Source organism: [Erwinia] mediterraneensis, assembly GCF_900604315.1.
GTDB lineage: Bacteria > Pseudomonadota > Gammaproteobacteria > Enterobacterales > Enterobacteriaceae > Pantoea > Pantoea mediterraneensis_A.
Window position 1 is genome coordinate 1,708,043 of sequence record NZ_LR026978.1, and the last position, 18,599, is coordinate 1,726,641.

Genomic DNA, 18,599 nt, shown 5'->3' on the forward strand with positions numbered 1-18,599 from the left:
GACAAGCCTGTGTTGATATTATTTTTAACGGTAGCGATGGTGCATCTGGTGGCCCTGATGAGCCCGGGCCCCGATTTCTTTTTTGTTTCGCAGACGGCCGCCAGCCGTTCCCGCAAAGAGGCGCTGATGGGGGTGCTGGGAATTACCCTCGGCATCGTTATCTGGGCCGGTGTGGCGCTGATGGGCCTGCACCTGCTGCTGCAAAAAATGGCCTGGCTGCATCAGATCATCATGGTCGGCGGCGGGCTTTATCTGTTGTGGATGGGCTGGCAGCTGCTGCGTTCGGCACGTCAGCAACATAAACATCCGCAGAATCTGACGCAGCCGGTTGAGCTGCCGAAGCGCGGGATGAGCTTTCTGAAAGGCTTTCTCACTAACCTGTCGAACCCGAAAGCAGTAATCTATTTTGGCAGCGTGTTCTCGCTTTTCGTCGGCGATAATGTGGGCACCCTTGAGCGCTGGGGATTATTCCTGCTGATTGTGGGTGAAACCTTTGCCTGGTTTGCGCTGGTGGCGGCCATTTTTGCCTTGCCCTGGATACGCGAGAAGTATCAGCGCATGGCGAAATGGGTCGATGGCATGGCTGGCGTGCTGTTTGCCGGTTTCGGCATCCACCTGATCCTTTCCCGCTAAATTCCGGCGCGGCACCAGGTCACTCCTCCCGGTGCCGCGCAGGGCGTAACGTCAGCGATTAAGCGATTTTACGGGCGCTGGCGAGCAGCGCGCCAACTGCCATAAACAGCCCGCCAAAAATACGATTCAGCAGCTTCATCTGTTCAGGTCCGCGGATCCAGGCCGCAATCCGGGTTGCCAGCGCAGCATAGCCAATCATCACGATAATATCGACCAGCACCGTGGTAACGCCCAGGATCAGATACTGCATCGCCTGCGGTTGTTCGGGCAGGATAAATTGCGGGAAGAGCGCGGCCAGAAACACAATGCTTTTGGGATTGGTCAGATTCACCAGCACTGCCCGTTTAAACAGACGGCGTCGCGGCATCGCTTTGGCCACGGCCTGCAGATCGAGAGCGCCCGCAGCGCGCCATTGCAGGATACCCAGCCAGATTAAATAAGCGGCACCCACCCACTTCACAATTTCAAAGGCGAGCAGCGACTGCGAGAACAGAGCACCAAGGCCAATCCCCACCAGCATAATGTGCAGCGACAGCCCGAGCTGCAGGCCGGCAATGGAAGCGCCTGCGCCGCGATAGCCGTGGCTGATGGTAGTGCTCATGGTATTAATAGCGCCTGAGCCAGGTGAAAGGCTGAGAATTGTGGTGGTGAGCAGGTAGGCCAGCCACCATTCAAGGGTCATGAGTTACGCTCCCGGTTCGGGCGGAAATGTGACACAATACGCCAGAAATAAGCGGGACGCTACGCGGCGCAGACGCGCCTGTTACCTTTTTTGCGGCAGGAGAGCGGATGGATCAACACAGACAAAGCTGGCTGACGCGCGAGAAAGCCTTTGCCGCTTTCGCGACCGGGCCCCTGCTTGATTTCTGGCATCGCCGGGAAGAGCTTACCTTTACCGGGGTGGAAAATCTGACTATCCACTATGTTCGCTTCACCGCCCCGGAGCACAAGCGCGTGGTGCTGCTGGTGCCGGGGCGCATTGAAAGCTACGTTAAATACCCGGAACTGGCGTACGATCTGTTTCATTGTGGTTTCGACGTGGTGATCATCGACCATCGCGGGCAGGGGCGTTCCGATCGCCTGCTGGAAGATTCACACCGTGGGCATGTGCTGGAGTTCACCCACTACGTTGAGGATCTGGAAACCCTTTATCTGAAAGAGATCGTAGGTGGCCATTATCAGCAGCGTTTTGCGCTGGCCCACTCGATGGGCGGCGCGATCCTGACGCTGTTTCTGGCGCGTCAGCCGCAGGCTTTTCATGGAGTTGCGCTGGCTGCGCCGATGTTTGGTATTGCGCTGCCGATGCCCTCTTTTCTGGCGCACCGCATTCTTGACTGGGCCGAAAAACGCCCCGCTCTGCGCGATGGCTACGCGCTGGGAACCGGACGCTGGCGGCCCTATCCCTTCGGCATTAACCGTTTGACGCACAGCCGTGAGCGCTACCGGCGCAGTCTGCGCTTCTATGCTGACGATCCGGCCATTCGCGTGGGCGGGCCGACGTACCACTGGGTGCGCGAAGGCATCCACGCGGGGCGCAATATTATCCGCCAGGCGGCCAGTATCACCACGCCGATGCTGGTGCTGCAGGCCAGTGACGATCGGGTGGTGGATAACCGCTCGCAGGATCTGTTTTGTACTGCGATGGCTGAAGCGGGTCACCCTTGCGAAGGCACGAAACCCATGATTATTCAGGGCGCGCGTCATGAGATCTTGTTTGAAAAAGACGCGATGCGCGCTGAAGCGCTGAATGCCGTGGTTGACTTTTTTGACCGCCACGGCGCATAGCGATCTTACCCGCGCGGCTCCGGCCGTTGATATCATAACGACAGAGGTTTACATGTATCACATCGTTGCATCCGATCTGGATGGCACGCTGCTTTCTCCCGAACATACTCTGACGCCCTTTGCCCGTGAAACGCTGCAACAGCTTACCGCAAAGGATATTCATTTTGTTTTCGCTACCGGCCGTCACCATATCGATGTCGGACAAATGCGCGATAAGCTCGGTATCCCGGCGTATATGATCACCGCCAATGGCGCACGCGTGCATAACGCCGCAGGCGAGCTGATTTTCAGCCATAATCTCGATGAAGATATTGCCCGGGATCTGTATGCGCTGCGTTACACCGACAGCGCTATCCTGACGCATGTGTATCGCAACGATGAGTGGTTTATCAGCCGCCATCGCCCGGCAGAGCAGGACTATTTCCGCGAGTCAGAATTCAACTATCAGGTATTTGAGCCGGGCATGCTGCCGGTTGATGGCATCAGTAAGGTCTTTTTTACCAGCGACGATCCTGCCCAGCTGATCCCGCTGGAGCAGGCGATTGAGGCGCGCTGGGGCGATCGGGTAAACGTCTGCTTCTCTCTGCCTGGCTGTCTGGAAGTGATGGCGGGCGGCGTCTCCAAAGGCCATGCGCTGGAAGCCGTAGCGAAGCGGCTGCAGACTTCGCTGCAGGCGTGTATCGCCTTTGGTGACGGGATGAATGATAAAGAGATGCTGACCATGGCGGGCAAGGGCTGCATTATGGCCAATGCGCATCAGCGGCTGAAGGATCGGTTGCCGGAACTGGAGGTGATTGGCAGCAACCGCGATGATGCGGTACCCCATACGCTGCGCAAACTGTTTCTGGAGTAAAAAAGGCCGGTTAACCCGGCCTTTTTTGTCACTGATAACAGGAAGTGATTAGCTGTTCAGCACCAGCTCTTTGTGACGACGCTCGCTCATCATGGTGAGAATCAGCAGCAGCACGGCCAGCACGCAGCCGCCAATCATAATCATAAAGCCGCCGTCCCAACCGAAGTAGTCAACGGTGTAGCCCACGATAGCACTCGCGGCAACCGAACCACCCAGGTAGCCAAACAGACCGGTAAAGCCCGCTGCGGTACCGGCAGCTTTTTTCGGTGCCAGTTCCAGTGCATGCAGACCAATCAGCATAACCGGACCGTAGATCAGGAAGCCGATAACGATCATACAGGCCATATCGATGCCGGGGTTGCCCACCGGGTTCAGCCAGTACACCACGGTAGCGATAGTTACCAGCGTCATGAAGAACACGCCGGTTGCGCCACGGTTGCCTTTAAAGACTTTATCTGACATCCAGCCACAGAGCAGGGTGCCCGGGATACCCGCATATTCATACAGGAAGTAAGTCCAGGAGGATTTATCCAGCGCGAAGTGCTTCACTTCTTTCAGATAGGTCGGCGACCAGTCGAGAATGCCGTAACGCAGCAGATAAACGAACACGTTCGCCAGCGCGATGTACCACAACAGTTTGTTCGGCAGAATGTACTGCATGAAAATCTGTTTAGCGGTCAGCTCTTCTTCATGTTTCTCGTCATAGTCAGGCGGATAGTCGTTTTTATACTCTTCAACCGGGGGCAGGCCGCAGGATTGAGGAGTATCACGCATCAGCGCGAACGCGATAATTGCGATCAGGATGGCACCAAAAGCAGGCATATAGAGCGCCGCTTTCCAGTCGTTAAACCATGCCATACCCAGCAGGAACAGCAGCGGAGGGATACCGCCACCCACGTTATGGGCGCAGTTCCAGACAGAAACAACACCGCCACGTTCTTTCTGTGACCACCAGTGCACCATGGTACGACCACATGGCGGCCAACCCATACCCTGGAACCAGCCGCAGAGAAACAGCAGCACAAACATGACCGCAATGCTGGAGGTTGCCCAGGGCACAAAGCCCATAAACAGCATCACCGCAGCAGCGAGGATCAGACCAGCTGGCAGAAACACGCGCGGGTTAGAGCGGTCCGAGACTGAACCCATGATGAATTTTGAGAAGCCATAGGCGATAGAGATGCCGGACAGAGCAAAGCCGAGATCGCCACGAGAAAACCCTTGCTCGACTAAATAAGGCATCGCGAGCGCAAAGTTTTTACGTACCAGATAGTAGGCTGCGTAGCCAAAGAAAATACCAATAAAGATTTGCCAGCGCAGACGGCGATACAACGGATCAACCCGATCCGCCGCAACACGAGACTGGTGTGGTGCAGGTCTAAAAAAACTTAACATGAAACAGGCCTCCCGGCGCACTATTGTTTTTTTCCCCCAGGGGGTCGGACTCAAAATGGCAGGCGAACATAAATTGATCACGTGATGTTCCATTTCGCGCGTATCATATTTTATTTTCGGATTAATACTGTGATTTATGACTCATTGTTACAATTTTATGACAAAAAAGAACATTACGGTTCATAAAATGTTTCTTTACGCTCATTTTTCTGGCAGGGGGATCACGCTGTGTTGTGTTCAGAAAATAAACGCGCCATGAAAGAATGGTTGCCTGCCCGATGCGGCAGATTAAATAATGACCAGATGTAAACCAAAAATTTCGCCTTTTGCACACAGCTTTGTTTACACTAGCGGCTGACTGTTTTTCGGGGCCGTATACGTGATCTTATTGATTGTAACTACTATTCTCTGGGCATTCTCATTTAGCCTGATCGGCGAGTATCTTGCTGGTCAGGTGGACAGCTGGTTCTCAGTGCTGATGCGCCTGGCGCTGGCGACGCTGGTCTTCCTGCCGTTTCTGCGCTGGCGCGGTTATCGCCCCTCGACCTTACTGCTCTATATGCTGGTGGGCATGCTGCAGCTGGGCATTATGTATCTGCTGAGTTTTGAGGCCTATCTCTACCTCAGCGTCTCGGAATTCCTGTTGTTTACCGTTATGACGCCGCTCTACGTCACGCTGATTTATGATCTGATCAGTCGGCGTCCGCTACGCATCGGTTACGCATTCAGCGCGTTGCTGGCAGTGGCGGGAGCGGCGATTATTCGCTACGACAAAGTAAGCGACCACTTCTGGTTTGGCCTGCTGTTGGTGCAGCTGGCGAACCTTTGCTTCGCGGTGGGCATGGTGGGCTATAAGCGCCTGCAGGAGACACGTCCCATGCCGCAGCATACTGCCTTTTCCTGGTTCTACCTCGGCGCGGTGCTGATTGCCGTGATCGCCTGGTGCCTGTGGGGCAATGCGCAAAAACTACCGACCACTTCTCTGCAATGGGGAATTCTGATCTGGCTGGGGGTGGCGGCCTCGGGGCTGGGTTATTTCATGTGGAACTACGGAGCGACTCAGGTCGACGCCGGCACACTGGGCATTATGAACAACATGCATGTTCCGGCGGGCTTGCTGGTTAACCTGGCGATCTGGCAGCAGCAGCCGCACTGGAGCAGCTTTCTGCTCGGTGCGACGGTAATTTGCGCATCACTCTGGGTACACAAACGTTGGGTGGTGAGCCACAGTCTCTCCTGAGGCTCACCGCTGTCACGGCAGCAGGCGCTTATGACTTCTGTGCAGGCTTGCCAGACGCAGGGCGGTGAATCAGCGACAGCCCCTTGAGGAAGTTACGCAGAATCTGATCGCCACATTCGCGATAGTTCTTGTGGTCAGGTTTACGGAAGATGGCCCCGATTTCCGCCTGAGAAACGTTAAAATTAGCTTTTTTTAACACCTCAGGAATATCGGTAGTTTTCAGAGCAAAGGCGATACGCAGTTTTTTGATGAAAATATTGTTATTCATTTTGCGTTCGATAGAAGGCGCAGGCGCATCCTCGCTTTTGCCACGACGGTAAAAGATCAGTCCATTGAGAAAATAGCCCATCAGCACATCGGGGCAGGGACGATACGCGGCATCATCCTCTTTTTTTAACCACGCCTGAACGTCAGCCAGCGGTACCTCGCTCTCTGCCAGGGCAAAAATGTCCACCATTTTCGCGTCGCTCAGATCAAGCATATAGCGCACGCTGCGCAGAATATCGTTATTGGTCATGGTGAATTCTTCTTCGGCTGGTTAACAAGGCTGCACATAACAGGGCAGAGGGCGACGACGATACCAGAAAAGGGGCGGCATTTCGACCGCCAGCACTGTTCAGGGCGCCGTGTTAAGCAGGGGGGCGGGCCGCAGGGCATCACGCACCAGAGGAAGGTGGGCGCAGGCATGCTGGCGCGCAAAGCGGATAAAGGCTTCTACCACGGGCTGACGCTGTTCGCCATCGCGCACCGCTGCATAAAGCCGGCTCCAGAGCCCTGGTCCCAGGGTTTTGGTCACCACCAGCCCCTGCTGTTCAAAACTCTCCACCACCCAGTGCGGCAGCGCGGCGATGCCCATGCGGGCCGCGACCATCTGAATCAGCAACAGGGTGTTATCGACGCTTTTCAGCGCCGGGCTGACGCCTGCGGGTTGCAGAAAATGACGCCAGATATCGAGGCGCTGTCGCTGCACCGGGTAGATCATTAAAACTTCGCTTGCCAGATCTTCTGCCGCGATATGTGTCTTTAGCGCCAGCGGATGATCCGGCGCCAGCACCAGACGCACTTCAAAATCGAACATCGGAGAATAGTGCAGCCCGCTGCGTGGCAGAATATCCGAGGTCAGCACCACGTCCAGTTCACCCTGCTGCAGAGCAGGCTGAGGGTCGAAAGTCACGCCCGATTTAAAATCCATCACCACCTGCGGCCAGCTCTGACGGAAGTTATTCAGCGCTGGCGTCAGCCACTGTATGCAGCTGTGACACTCAATCGCGATGCGCAAGCTGGTCTGATGCGGCTCATGGCAGGCCTGCAGCGCCTGCTGGATTTGCGGCAGCACCTGCTCGGCCAGTTGCAGCAAAATTTCCCCCTGCGGCGTAAAGCGCAGCGGCTGACTTTTACGGACAAACAGACGAAATCCGAGGCGTTGTTCCAGATCGCTGAACTGATGCGATAACGCCGATTGCGTTTGGTGGAGTTGAGCCGCGGCCGCCGCCAGCGAACCCGTATTCCTCAGTGCCTGCAGCGTCCGCAGATGCTTGAGTTCAATCATGAGAGTCCTTCACATCGGGGTTGAACAATTTGCGCTTGAGGAACATACACTACCCGCAGATTATAGCGGTGTAAACATCTGGACGGCTAAACATCTCTGGCGCGGTTTTGATTGTCGTTTTAAACCGCAGCGACACCGCCGTCAGCACTTAAAAGAATTTCAGGAGAACATTTAATGACCATTCTGACTCATACCCTCGGCTTTCCTCGTGTTGGCCTGCATCGCGAACTGAAAAAAGCGCTGGAGAGTTACTGGGCAGGTAACAGCACCCGGGAAGCCTTGCTGGCGACAGGACGTGAACTGCGCGCCCGTCACTGGCAGCAGCAGCGCGACGCAGGGGTGGACCTGCTGCCGGTTGGCGATTTTGCCTGGTACGATCATGTGCTGACCACCAGTCTGATGCTGGGCAATGTCCCGGCGCGTCATCAGAATAAAGATGGCTCGGTGGATCTTGATACCCTGTTTCGCCTGGGACGTGGTCGTGCGCCAAACGGCGAACCGGCGGCTGCGGGTGAAATGACCAAGTGGTTCAATACCAACTATCACTATATCGTGCCGGAATTCACCAAAGGGCAGCAGTTTCGTCTGGCCTGGACCCAGCTACTGGATGAAGTTGATGAAGCGCTGGCGCTGGGCCATCGCATCAAGCCGGTGTTACTGGGCCCGGTGACCTATCTCTGGTCAGGAAAGGTGAAAGGCGAACCTTTTGATCGCCTCTCCCTGCTGCAGGATATCCTGCCAGTCTATCAGCAGGTGTTGGCTGAACTGGCGAAACGTGATGTGGAGTGGGTGCAGATTGATGAGCCGATCCTGGCGCTGGAGCTTCCGGAGGCCTGGCGTGCCGCGTTCCGGCCTGCATATGCTGCGCTGCAGGGCGCCTCTGACCTGCTGCTGACGACCTACTTTGACAGCATCGGCCAGAATCTGGACGTTATTCGTTCGCTGCCGGTACAGGGCCTGCATGTCGATCTGGTGCATGGACGTGACGATATTCAGCAGCTGCATCAGCAGATCCCTACTGACTGGCTGCTCTCTTTGGGCGTGATTAACGGGCGTAATGTCTGGCGTGCCGACCTCAGCAGCTGGTTTGAGCGTCTGCAGCCGCTGGTGAGCCAGCGCGATCGCTTATGGGTGGGCTCCTCCTGTTCGCTGCTGCACAGTCCGATCGATCTGAGCGTCGAAACCCGTCTTGATGAAGAAGTGAAAAGCTGGTTCGCCTTTGCACTGCAAAAATGCGGCGAGCTGGCGCTACTCAGCCAGGCGCTTAACCATAACGATCCCGCATCACTGGAAGCCTGGAGTGCGCCAGTCCGCGCCCGCGCGCATTCTGGCCGTGTGCATAATGCCGCAGTAGGCGCACGCCTGGCGGCGATTCGTCCTGAAGACAGCGAGCGGCGCAGCCCTTATGTACAGCGTGCCAGCGTTCAGCGTCAGCGCTTCAGGCTGCCCGCCTGGCCCACCACCACTATCGGCTCTTTCCCGCAAACCCCGGAAATCCGCGGCTTGCGCCTCGATTTCCGCCAGGGGCGTCTTGACGGTCAACACTACCACACCGCCATTGCGCAACATATCAAACAGGCGATTGTGGAGCAGGAGCGTCTGGGTCTCGACGTGCTGGTGCATGGCGAGGCGGAGCGCAACGATATGGTGGAATATTTCGGCGAGCATCTGGATGGTTTTGTTTTTACCCGTAACGGCTGGGTGCAGAGTTACGGCTCACGCTGCGTGAAGCCGCCGGTGATCATTGGCGACATCAGCCGCCCGCACCCCATCACCGTGGAGTGGGCAAAATATGCCCAGTCGCTGACCAGCAAGCCGGTAAAAGGGATGCTGACCGGTCCGGTCACTATCCTCTGCTGGTCGTTTCCGCGTGAAGATGTGTCACGGGAAACCATCGCCAGACAGATCGCGCTGGCACTGCGTGATGAAGTCGCCGATCTGGAAAAAGCCGGCATCGGTATTATCCAGATTGATGAACCGGCGCTGCGCGAAGGCCTGCCCCTGCATCAATCCGAATGGGCTGCTTATCTGGCCTGGGCGGTAGAGGCGTTTCGTCTTAATGCGGCGGTCGCGCAGGATGAGACGCAGATCCACACCCATATGTGTTACTGCGAGTTCAACGACATCATGGAGGCGATAGCCGCGCTGGATGCCGATGTCATCACTATTGAAACGTCACGTTCCGATATGGAGCTGCTGGAAGCCTTCGAAGCGTTCGATTATCCCAACGAAATCGGCCCTGGTGTTTACGATATCCACTCGCCGAATATTCCGGGTGTGGAATGGATGGAAGCGCTGCTGCGCAAGGCGGCGGAGCATATCCCACCAGCCCGTTTGTGGGTAAACCCGGACTGCGGACTGAAAACCCGTGGCTGGACAGAGACGCGTCAGGCGCTGGCAAATATGGTGCAGGCGGCGCAAAATCTGCGGGCAGCGACGCGCGGATAAGTTCTGTTAAATGTTGTGTTGGATGTTGGGGCGCCTGAGCGCCCTTTTTTTATTGCCAGCTTAAAACCACGTCCTGCGGGCGTGGTCATCAATACGTTTTGGCTCTGCCTTATCGTCTCTGGATTTGAATCTTACGGAACAGGCAGAGACTGCTTTTTAAGGTTTTTGGTACCCCCCTATGGGGTGCAATCAAAGCCGACTTCTATGAAGGCGGATTTTTACTTTCAGGCGTTGGGCGCCACGCCATACTGACGGAACCAGGCCAGCATGCGTACCCAGCCATCTTTTGCCGATTCGGCATGATAGCTGGGGCGATAGTCGGCATTAAACGCGTGTCCCGCCTCGGGATAGACCACGATTTCCGCTTTGGCATTGGCGGCACGCAGCGCCTGACGCATCTGCTCGACGCTCTCCAGGGGGATTCCGTTATCCTGACCACCATACAGACCCAGCACCGGGGCGTTCAGATCTATTGCCACATCAATGGGATGCTTTTGCTGTTTCATGGTCTTATCGCCCATCAGACGACCATACCAGGCAACGGCGGCACGCAGTTGCGGATTATGCGCCGCATAAAGCCAACTGATACGTCCTCCCCAGCAGAAGCCGGTAATGCCCAGACGGCGCATATCGCCGCCGTTGCGTGCGGCCCAGTTCGCCACATGATCGAGATCGGACAGCACCTGGGTATCGGGCACCTTGCTCACCAGCTCTTTAAACAGCGTCGGGATATCATCGTAATCATTCGGGTCGCCTTCGCGGAAATAGAGTTCCGGCGCAACCGCCAGATAGCCTTCGAGCGCCAGACGACGGCAGATATCGCGGATATGCTCATGGACGCCAAAGATCTCCTGCACAACCAGCACCACCGGCAAAGTGTCACCGGCATCTTTCGGTTTGGCAAAATAAGCGGGCATATTTTCGCCCTGGCTGGGCACAGAGGTTTCCCCACACTGAATCCCGGCGCTTTCTGTCGCAATAGTGGTCGAGGCCGTGGGCAACACGGCCGGCGCGAAGCCGCCGGTTGCGCGTTTTTGTGCCATATTTTCTTCGGTTTTCATTGTTCTCTCCGTGCAAGCAATAGCGCAATCAGGTAACTATAGCCTGGGGGATAGCCAGGCACCGGGTAGCAGAGGGGACAGAAAGTTGCCATTTCTTCATCTCTATTAACATTGCAGACCGGGGTTACACAGTGCAGCCTGTAGCATTAGTTGTGGGAAAAATGATTATATGTGACTGTTGTCGCAATAATTATCCATTGAAATGTAACTTTCATTTTTTCTGGTGATTGTAATCACATAATTATCCGGCGCAGTGACGTAGAGTGCCTGCTGAACCTCTTTTTTCAGGAGCTTGTTATGGCGCAGTCTGACGTTTTCCATCTGGGGCTTACCAAAGCCGATCTGCAGGGCGCAACGCTGGCGATTGTGCCTGGCGATCCGGAGCGCGTAAAAAAAATTGCCGGAATGATGGAAAATCCGCAACACCTGGCTTCACATCGCGAATTCACCAGCTGGCTGGCGCAGCTTGATGGTAAGGCTGTGGTGATCTGCTCTACCGGTATCGGCGGTCCTTCCACCTCCATTGCGGTAGAAGAACTGGCTCAGCTGGGTGTGCGTACCTTTTTGCGCGTCGGTACTACCGGGGCGATTCAGCCGCATATTAATGTTGGCGACGTGCTGGTCACCACCGCGTCAGTACGCCTCGACGGAGCCAGCCTCCATTTTGCACCGATGGAATTTCCGGCGGTGGCTGATTTTACCTGTACCACAGCACTGGTTGAGGCGGCCAAAGCCTGCGGTGCGACAACGCATATCGGCATCACCGCCTCGTCTGACACCTTTTATCCCGGCCAGGAGCGCTACGATACCTTCTCCGGTCGCGTGGTAAGCCGTTTTCAGGGATCGATGCAGGAATGGCAGCAAATGGGCGTGCTCAATTATGAGATGGAATCCGCAACCCTGTTGACCATGTGCGCCAGCCAGGGCCTGCGCGCCGGGATGGTGGCGGGAGTGATTGTCAACCGCACGCAGAAAGAGATTCCCGACGCGGAAACCATGAAGCAGACGGAAAGCGATGCGGTGAAAATCGTCGTGGAAGCAGCGCGTCGCCTGTTATAACCTCTTAACGCCCTCCTCTCTTTCCCGGCGGAGGAGGGGATGCGTTACCCTCGCCGGTTCAAAAACGCTCCCCTCCTGCCAGGATTCTCCGTCTCTGCACTGCGCCTGAGCAAGATGCCGCAAAATCTACGCAACCTGATGTGTCAGCACAGAAAATTGTCTGGACATTCATACAGTGCGACTCTACCTTTTCCCTGAACGACGCGATGGGTGAGAGTTAACGTGGATCAGCAATTTATTATCAGTAGTTGCCTGGCGCTGGCCGGGCTCGGCATCGGCTGGATACTGGCGCAGCTGCGTGCAGGGCATCAGCAGACCCGGTTCACCACCGAAAAACGGCTGATGGAAGAGACGCAGCGTCGGCAAGAGCAACAGCTGGCAAGTGCACAGCAGCAACTACAGCAGCGCGAGCAGGAGCTGCGCCAGCTGCATGGCGCGCTCAGCGCGGCGCAGGAAAAACTCCATCAGCTCGATTACTGGCGCAGCGAATGCGAACAGCTGAACCGCGAACTGCGTAATCAGCTGGAAGTAAACAGTGCGCAGGAGGCGGAACTACGTGAAGTCACCATTCGTCTGGAGGAGACGCGCTTCGCCGCCGAAGAGAAGCAGCGTCTGCTGACCAACAGCGAACAGCGCCTCAGCGCGCAGTTTGAAAACCTCGCTAACCGTATCTTCGAAAACAGTGGCCGCCGCGTCGATGAGCAAAATCGCCAGAGTCTGAACAGCCTGATAAATCCGTTGCGTGAGCAACTGGACGGCTTCCGGCGACAGGTGCATGAGAGCTTTGGCCTGGAAGCGCGCGAGCGTCACACTCTGGCGCATGAGATCCGCCAGTTACAGCAGCTGAATGCGCAGATGGCGCAGGAGGCGATTAACCTGACGAAAGCGCTGAAAGGCGACAATAAAATCCAGGGCAACTGGGGCGAAGTGGTGTTGAGCCGGGTACTGGAAGCCTCAGGATTGCGTGCCGGTCACGAATATGAAACTCAGGTCAGCATACAGCTGGAGCAGCAGGGCCGTATGCAACCCGACGTTATCGTGCGTCTGCCGCAGGGGAAAGATGTGGTCATCGATGCCAAGATGACGCTGGTGGCGTACGAGCGATATTTTAATGCGACGGATGAGATCACACGCGAGCAGGCGCTGCAGGAGCATGTCAGCGCCGTGCGCGGTCATATTCGCTTACTGAGCCGTAAAGATTATCAACAATTACCCGGTTTACGCTCGCTGGATTATGTGTTGATGTTTATCCCCATTGAGCCTGCCTTTTTACTGGCGATCGATCGTCAGCCTGAGCTGATCACCGAGGCGCTGCAGCAAAATATTATGCTGGTCAGCCCCACCACGCTGCTGGTGGCGCTGCGTACCATCAATAATCTCTGGCGCTATGAGCACCAGAGCCGGAATGCGCAGCGTATCGCCGATCGTGCCGCACGGCTCTATGACAAGATGCGCCTGTTTGTGGATGACATGAGCGGCATCGGCCACAACCTGGATAAAGCGCAGCAAAGTTACCGTCTGGCAATGAAAAAACTCGCAGAAGGGCGTGGCAATCTGATCGCGCAGAGCGAGGCTTTTCGTTCGCTGGGAGTAGAGGTAAAACGCTCAATTAATCCACAACTGGTAGAACAGGCGAAGCCGGATCAGGATGACGATCGCGCATGGCTTGATGAAGAGGAGGAGGCACCCGGAGAGATAACGTCGTCCACCCAGTCGTTACGTCAGATCAATGAATAACGCGGGCGTAACGTGCCTGACTTCCGGGACTCTGTTACACTTCGGGAAGTCTTGATTGTAGAGCAGGTATAACCGATGGCAGATGAATCACAGGAAACAACCCACTTTGGTTTTCAGACTGTCGCCAAAAGCGAAAAGGCTGAAAAGGTCGCGGACGTGTTTCACTCCGTAGCGGCAAAATATGACCTGATGAACGATTTGATGTCCTTTGGCATCCATCGCGTCTGGAAACGTTTTACCATCGACAGCAGCGGTGTGCGTCGCGGCCAGCGGGTACTGGACCTGGCGGGCGGAACCGGCGATTTGACGGCGAAATTTTCCCGTCTGGTGGGAGAGAATGGCCAGGTAGTGCTGGCGGATATCAACAGCTCTATGCTGAAAATGGGCCGCGAAAAGCTGCGCAATCTCGGTGTGGTCGGCAACGTCAGCTATGTGCAGGCGAATGCCGAAGCGCTGCCGTTTCCTGATAACCATTTTGACTGTATTACCATTTCATTCGGGCTGCGTAACGTCACCGAGAAAGAGAAAGCGCTGGCCTCCATGTATCGCGTGCTGAAGCCGGGTGGACGTCTGCTGGTGCTGGAGTTTTCGAAACCGCTGATCGATCCGTTAAGCAAAGCCTATGACGCTTACTCTTTCCATATCCTGCCGCGCATCGGTCAGCTGGTGGCGAAAGATGCGGAAAGCTACCGTTATCTGGCGGAATCGATCCGTATGCATCCCGATCAGGAGACGCTCAAGGCGATGATGAACGATGCCGGTTTTGAAAATACCAGCTATTACAACATGACCGGCGGCATTGTCGCGTTGCATCGTGGCTATAAGTTTTAATCCGCTATGGTGATGAGACTAACGCCCCTGATGACGGCTGCGCTGGAAACCGCGCTGAATCGTATTCTTTACCGCGATCGTAGCCTGAAAGCCGCACGCCAGCGTCTGGCTGGTAAGGTGCTGACGCTGCGCCTGAAAGAGCTGACGCAACCGCTGGTGCTGGTGTTCAGTGAACAGCAGCTGGATGTGCTGGGCGACTGGCAGGACACCAGCGACTGTGTGGTTACGATGCGCCTCGCGACCTTGCCGAAACTGCGCGATCGTCAGCAGCTTACCGGGTTGATCCGGAGCGGCGAGCTGGAAGTGGAAGGCGATCTGCAGGTGGTACAGCGGTTTTCTGCCTTGATCGACCTCGCCGAGCTCGATCCGGCGGAGTATCTGGCGCCCTGGGTCGGCGATATCGCCGCACAGAGCATCAGCCAGACGGCGCAGCATGCGTTACAGTTTTTACGCAGCGATTTTCAGCGTAAGCAGAGTTATCTTGGTCAGGCGCTCACCGAAGAGTGGCGCGTTGCGCCGGGTGCGCTGGAACTCGCCTGGTTTTGTGAAGAAGTAGACGCGATGGATCGTTCGCTTGATGCGTTAACGACGCGTTTAGCGCAGCTGGAGGCGAAATGACGCCAGGAGAAATTCGGCGATTATATTTTATTATCAAGGTTTTCCTGACGTACGGCCTTGATGAGCTTATCCCGCGCATGCGTATTACGCTGCCGTTGCGCCTCTGGCGACGCGGGGTGTTCTGGATCCCGAACCGCCATAAAGATGCGGCTATCGGTGTACGCTTGCGTATGGCGATGGAGCAGCTGGGGCCGGTGTGGATAAAACTGGGACAGATGCTTTCGACCCGCCGCGATCTCTTTCCACCGGAGATTGCCGATGAACTGGCGATCCTGCAGGATCGCGTGGCGCCTTTTGACGGTGCTCAGGCAAAAGCGCAGATCGAACGTTCGCTGGGCGGCCCGCTGGAAACCTGGTTTGATGATTTTGATATCAATCCGCTGGCCTCCGCCTCCATTGCGCAAGTACATACCGCAACGCTGAAAGAGAACGGTAAGGCAGTCGTGATCAAAGTAATCCGTCCCGATATCTTGCCGGTGATCAAAGCGGATATGCGCCTGGTTTATCGCATTGCCCGCTGGGTGCCGCGTCTGCTGCCCGACGGTCGTCGCCTGCGTCCGGTAGAAGTGGTGCGCGATTACGAAAAAACATTGCTTGATGAGCTTAACCTGCTGCGTGAAGCAGCGAATGCCATCCAGCTACGGCGCAATTTTGACGGTGACCGCTCGCTCTATATCCCGGAAGTTTATTCTGACTATTGCAGCGAATCGATGCTGGTGATGGAGCGTATCTATGGTATTCCCATTGCCGATGTGGCGCAGCTGGAGCAGCATGGCGTAAACATGAAGCTGCTGGCTGAGCGTGGTGTGCAGGTGTTTTTTACGCAGGTATTCCGCGACAGCTTCTTTCATGCGGATATGCACCCCGGCAATATCTTTGTCAGCTATGATCATCCGGAAGACCCGCAATATATCGGCATTGACTGCGGAATCGTCGGTTCGCTGAATAAAGAAGATAAGCGCTACCTGGCAGAGAATTTTATCGCCTTCTTTAATCGTGACTACCGCCGGGTGGCTGAGCTGCATGTGGATTCCGGCTGGGTGCCGCCGGACACCAACGTGGAAGATTTTGAGTTCGCGATCCGCACGGTATGCGAACCGATTTTTGAGAAGCCGCTGGCGGAAATCTCGTTTGGCCATGTGCTGCTGAACCTGTTTAATACCGCGCGCCGTTTTAACATGGAAGTGCAGCCCCAGCTGGTGCTGCTGCAGAAAACGCTGCTCTATGTGGAAGGCATCGGTCGTCAGCTGTATCCGCAGCTCGATCTGTGGAAGACCGCCAAACCCTTCCTTGAAGAGTGGATCAAAGATCAGATTGGACTGCCTGCCATCTGGCGGGCAGTAAAAGATAAAGCGCCGTTCTGGGCGGAGAAATTGCCGGAACTGCCGGAACTTTTTTATGAAAGTATGCGTCAGCATAAAATGTTGCAACACAGTGTCGATAAACTGGTTAACGATCTGAATACGCAGCGCACCCGTCATCATCAGTCACGCTATCTGTTTGGCGTGGGGGCGGCGTTACTGTTGAGCGGAACCGCGGTGTTGCTGAACCGGCCAGACTGGGATTTCTTTCCTGCCCTGTTAATGGCTGCGGGTGTCGTGACCTGGCTGGTAGGTTGGCGCAAAACAAACTGATTGTGAGTTTCACCTGAAACGCGATAATGTCGCTGGCTTATCCCCTGTGCCGCGCGCAATGCGCCGGAAAGGGCAGTGAGCGGTGCGTTTCGCGTCAGTTTTTTACAGAATAGTTGAGGTTATATCCCATGGGCGGTATCAGTATCTGGCAATTGTTAATTATTGCCGTCATTGTTGTACTTCTGTTCGGTACCAACAAATTACGTAATCTGGGGTCAGATTTGGGTTCCTCCATTCGCGGCTTTAAAAAAGCGATGGGCGATGAGGATGAAAAAAAAGATCATCCTAAAGAGCAGGATGCTGAATTTAACGCCAAAACGCTGGCGGATAAACAGCAGCAAACTACAGCGCACAAAGAAGAAACCAAGAACGACAAGCAGGTGTAAACCGTGTTCGACATTGGTTTTAGTGAACTGGTACTGGTGTTTGTTATCGGGCTGATTGTCCTCGGTCCGCAACGGCTACCCGTTGCGGTAAAAACCGTGGTGGGCTGGATCCGCGCGATGCGTTCGCTGGCAGCGAATGTGCAACAGGAACTGGCACAGGAACTGAAGCTGCAGGAACTGCAGGACAGCCTGAAAAAAGTCGAAGAGGCGGGCAAAGGCTCGCTTTCTCCGGAGCTGAAAGAATCCATGGAAGAGCTGCGTAAAACCGCTGACGCCATGAAGCGCTCTGTTCAGCAAAGCATCGACATTGAAAAGGCCGATGACGAAGCCAATACCATTCACGCACCCCAGCAGATGTCACCGACGGCGCAACAGCCCGCTGTGATGCCCGCTGCGTCTGAACGTCAGAATGAGACCGGGGTTCAGGCGGCGCAAACTCACAGCGAGGCTGCCACGCCCGCTCACCCGCCTGAAAGCGCGGGTGCTGAACGTCGTGATGCGGCTAAGTCCTCTCCCGCCAGTGATGAACGATAACCATGGACGTTGAAGATACTCAACCGCTCATCAGCCATCTGATTGAGCTGCGCAAGCGCCTGCTGAACTGCATCATCGCCGTCTTTATTATTTTTCTGGCGCTGATCTATTTTGCTAACGATATCTATCATCTGGTCGCCGCCCCGCTGATTAGTCAGATGCCTTCTGGCGCCAGCATGATTGCGACCGATGTTGCTTCGCCCTTTTTTACGCCGATCAAGCTGACTATCATTGTCTCGGTGTTTCTCGCGGTGCCGGTGATCCTCTATCAGGTCTGGGCCTTTGTGGCGCCTGCGCTCTATCGGCATGAGCGCAGACTGGTGATGCCGCTGCTGTTCTCCAGTACGCTGCTGTTCTATGTCGGCGTCGCCTTTGCGTATTTCATTGTTTTCCCGCTGGCCTTTGGCTTTTTTGCCAAAACCGCGCCGCAGGGCGTCCAGATCGCGACCGATATCAGCAACTATCTCGATTTCGTCATGGCGCTGTTTATGGCTTTTGGCGTGGCCTTTGAAGTACCGGTCGCGATTGTGCTGCTCTGCTGGACCGGCATCACCAGCCCGGAAGATTTGAAGAAGAAGCGCCCCTATATTCTGGTCGGGGCCTTTGTAATCGGGATGCTGCTCACGCCGCCGGATGTTTTTTCGCAAACTTTGCTCGCTATTCCGATGTACTGCCTGTTTGAGGTTGGCGTATTCTTTTCCCGTTACTATGTGGGAAAAGGGCGTCAGGATAGGGATAAGGAACAGGAGACGTAATCCTGATGTCTCATCATTAAGCCTCCCGCACCGGCGGGGTCCCGATAAATTCAAACCGCCCGACAGGGCGGTTTCTGTTTT

At 55.6% G+C, this 18,599-nt stretch carries 18 protein-coding genes; 13 read left to right on the plus strand and 5 right to left on the minus strand.

Features of this window, described 5'->3' with window-relative positions; translation table 11 throughout:
- The first annotated feature begins 9 nt into the window (after positions 1–9).
- A complete protein-coding gene (gene rhtC / locus E0E17_RS08015; RefSeq protein ID WP_130833186.1) occupies positions 10–633 on the plus strand; it encodes a threonine export protein RhtC in 624 nt (207 codons plus the stop codon).
- Between the two features lie 58 nt (positions 634–691).
- Here rhtC and rhtB read toward each other — a convergent pair whose 3' ends face one another.
- Positions 692–1,315, minus strand: a complete 624-nt coding sequence (gene rhtB / locus E0E17_RS08020) for a homoserine/homoserine lactone efflux protein (protein ID WP_130833188.1) — start codon at positions 1,313–1,315, stop codon at positions 692–694.
- Positions 1,316–1,422: 107 nt separating this feature from the next.
- Here rhtB and pldB point away from each other — a divergent pair, with 107 nt between their 5' ends.
- Positions 1,423–2,418 (plus strand): lysophospholipase L2, encoded by a 996-nt coding sequence (pldB, locus tag E0E17_RS08025; protein WP_130833190.1) that lies wholly within the window; start codon positions 1,423–1,425, stop codon positions 2,416–2,418.
- Between the two features lie 52 nt (positions 2,419–2,470).
- Positions 2,471–3,271 carry a sugar/pyridoxal phosphate phosphatase YigL gene (gene yigL / locus E0E17_RS08030; protein WP_130833192.1) on the plus strand — a complete coding sequence of 267 codons (801 nt, stop codon included), beginning with the start codon at positions 2,471–2,473 and terminating at the stop codon, positions 3,269–3,271.
- 48 nt (positions 3,272–3,319) lie between these two features.
- Here yigL and glpT read toward each other — a convergent pair whose 3' ends face one another.
- Complete coding sequence (gene glpT / locus E0E17_RS08035) at positions 3,320–4,666, minus strand: glycerol-3-phosphate transporter (protein WP_130833194.1); 1,347 nt, start codon at positions 4,664–4,666, stop codon at positions 3,320–3,322.
- A gap of 379 nt (positions 4,667–5,045) precedes the next feature.
- Between glpT and E0E17_RS08040 the strand changes: the two genes are divergently transcribed.
- Entirely contained in the window at positions 5,046–5,906 is an 861-nt protein-coding gene (locus E0E17_RS08040) for a carboxylate/amino acid/amine transporter (RefSeq protein ID WP_130833196.1), read from the plus strand.
- A gap of 28 nt (positions 5,907–5,934) precedes the next feature.
- Here the strand turns inward: E0E17_RS08040 and E0E17_RS08045 are convergent, their stop codons facing one another.
- Complete coding sequence (locus tag E0E17_RS08045) at positions 5,935–6,423, minus strand: YehS family protein (protein ID WP_130833199.1); 489 nt, start codon at positions 6,421–6,423, stop codon at positions 5,935–5,937.
- A gap of 99 nt (positions 6,424–6,522) precedes the next feature.
- The gene (metR, locus tag E0E17_RS08050; RefSeq protein WP_130833201.1) at positions 6,523–7,455 is read right to left on the minus strand and encodes an HTH-type transcriptional regulator MetR; all 933 of its coding nucleotides are present in this window, start codon (positions 7,453–7,455) and stop codon (positions 6,523–6,525) included.
- Positions 7,456–7,629: 174 nt separating this feature from the next.
- Between metR and metE the strand changes: the two genes are divergently transcribed.
- Positions 7,630–9,903: a 5-methyltetrahydropteroyltriglutamate--homocysteine S-methyltransferase gene (gene metE / locus E0E17_RS08055; protein ID WP_130833203.1), complete on the plus strand. Its 2,274-nt coding sequence runs from the start codon at positions 7,630–7,632 to the stop codon at positions 9,901–9,903.
- A 224-nt stretch (positions 9,904–10,127) separates the two neighbouring features.
- Here metE and E0E17_RS08060 read toward each other — a convergent pair whose 3' ends face one another.
- A complete protein-coding gene (locus E0E17_RS08060; RefSeq protein WP_130833205.1) occupies positions 10,128–10,964 on the minus strand; it encodes a dienelactone hydrolase family protein in 837 nt (278 codons plus the stop codon).
- 297 nt (positions 10,965–11,261) lie between these two features.
- On the opposite strand from E0E17_RS08060, the gene udp reads away from it, so the two are divergent.
- The 8 genes from udp to tatC all read left to right on the plus strand — a co-directional run bounded on the left by udp (position 11,262) and on the right by tatC (position 18,518).
- Positions 11,262–12,023 carry a uridine phosphorylase gene (gene udp / locus E0E17_RS08065; protein ID WP_130833207.1) on the plus strand — a complete coding sequence of 254 codons (762 nt, stop codon included), beginning with the start codon at positions 11,262–11,264 and terminating at the stop codon, positions 12,021–12,023.
- Between the two features lie 222 nt (positions 12,024–12,245).
- Positions 12,246–13,760 (plus strand): DNA recombination protein RmuC, encoded by a 1,515-nt coding sequence (gene rmuC, locus E0E17_RS08070; protein ID WP_130833210.1) that lies wholly within the window; start codon positions 12,246–12,248, stop codon positions 13,758–13,760.
- A 75-nt stretch (positions 13,761–13,835) separates the two neighbouring features.
- The gene (gene ubiE / locus E0E17_RS08075) at positions 13,836–14,591 is read left to right on the plus strand and encodes a bifunctional demethylmenaquinone methyltransferase/2-methoxy-6-polyprenyl-1,4-benzoquinol methylase UbiE (RefSeq protein ID WP_130833212.1); all 756 of its coding nucleotides are present in this window, start codon (positions 13,836–13,838) and stop codon (positions 14,589–14,591) included.
- A gap of 12 nt (positions 14,592–14,603) precedes the next feature.
- Positions 14,604–15,209, plus strand: coding sequence for a ubiquinone biosynthesis protein UbiJ (ubiJ, locus tag E0E17_RS08080; RefSeq protein WP_130833216.1), 606 nt, complete (start codon positions 14,604–14,606; stop codon positions 15,207–15,209).
- Entirely contained in the window at positions 15,206–16,843 is a 1,638-nt protein-coding gene (gene ubiB / locus E0E17_RS08085; RefSeq protein ID WP_130833218.1) for a ubiquinone biosynthesis regulatory protein kinase UbiB, read from the plus strand. The genes ubiJ and ubiB overlap by 4 nt, the downstream gene beginning before the upstream one ends.
- 128 nt (positions 16,844–16,971) lie before the next feature.
- The gene (tatA, locus tag E0E17_RS08090; protein ID WP_130833220.1) at positions 16,972–17,229 is read left to right on the plus strand and encodes a Sec-independent protein translocase subunit TatA; all 258 of its coding nucleotides are present in this window, start codon (positions 16,972–16,974) and stop codon (positions 17,227–17,229) included.
- A 3-nt stretch (positions 17,230–17,232) separates the two neighbouring features.
- Positions 17,233–17,763, plus strand: a complete 531-nt coding sequence (tatB, locus tag E0E17_RS08095; protein ID WP_130833222.1) for a Sec-independent protein translocase protein TatB — start codon at positions 17,233–17,235, stop codon at positions 17,761–17,763.
- A gap of 2 nt (positions 17,764–17,765) precedes the next feature.
- Positions 17,766–18,518 carry a Sec-independent protein translocase subunit TatC gene (gene tatC, locus E0E17_RS08100; RefSeq protein ID WP_130833224.1) on the plus strand — a complete coding sequence of 251 codons (753 nt, stop codon included), beginning with the start codon at positions 17,766–17,768 and terminating at the stop codon, positions 18,516–18,518.
- Positions 18,519–18,599 lie beyond the last annotated feature (81 nt).

Coding starts and splice junctions, on each gene's coding strand:
- rhtB (WP_130833188.1), bottom strand. CDS start 1,315: ATGACCCTTGAATGGTGGCTGGCCTACCTGCTCACCACCACAATTCTC.
- pldB (WP_130833190.1), top strand. CDS start 1,423: ATGGATCAACACAGACAAAGCTGGCTGACGCGCGAGAAAGCCTTTGCC.
- yigL (WP_130833192.1), top strand. CDS start 2,471: ATGTATCACATCGTTGCATCCGATCTGGATGGCACGCTGCTTTCTCCC.
- glpT (WP_130833194.1), bottom strand. CDS start 4,666: ATGTTAAGTTTTTTTAGACCTGCACCACACCAGTCTCGTGTTGCGGCG.
- E0E17_RS08045 (WP_130833199.1), bottom strand. CDS start 6,423: ATGACCAATAACGATATTCTGCGCAGCGTGCGCTATATGCTTGATCTG.
- metR (WP_130833201.1), bottom strand. CDS start 7,455: ATGATTGAACTCAAGCATCTGCGGACGCTGCAGGCACTGAGGAATACG.
- metE (WP_130833203.1), top strand. CDS start 7,630: ATGACCATTCTGACTCATACCCTCGGCTTTCCTCGTGTTGGCCTGCAT.
- E0E17_RS08060 (WP_130833205.1), bottom strand. CDS start 10,964: ATGAAAACCGAAGAAAATATGGCACAAAAACGCGCAACCGGCGGCTTC.
- udp (WP_130833207.1), top strand. CDS start 11,262: ATGGCGCAGTCTGACGTTTTCCATCTGGGGCTTACCAAAGCCGATCTG.
- ubiE (WP_130833212.1), top strand. CDS start 13,836: ATGGCAGATGAATCACAGGAAACAACCCACTTTGGTTTTCAGACTGTC.
- ubiJ (WP_130833216.1), top strand. CDS start 14,604: ATGAGACTAACGCCCCTGATGACGGCTGCGCTGGAAACCGCGCTGAAT.
- ubiB (WP_130833218.1), top strand. CDS start 15,206: ATGACGCCAGGAGAAATTCGGCGATTATATTTTATTATCAAGGTTTTC.
- tatA (WP_130833220.1), top strand. CDS start 16,972: ATGGGCGGTATCAGTATCTGGCAATTGTTAATTATTGCCGTCATTGTT.
- tatC (WP_130833224.1), top strand. CDS start 17,766: ATGGACGTTGAAGATACTCAACCGCTCATCAGCCATCTGATTGAGCTG.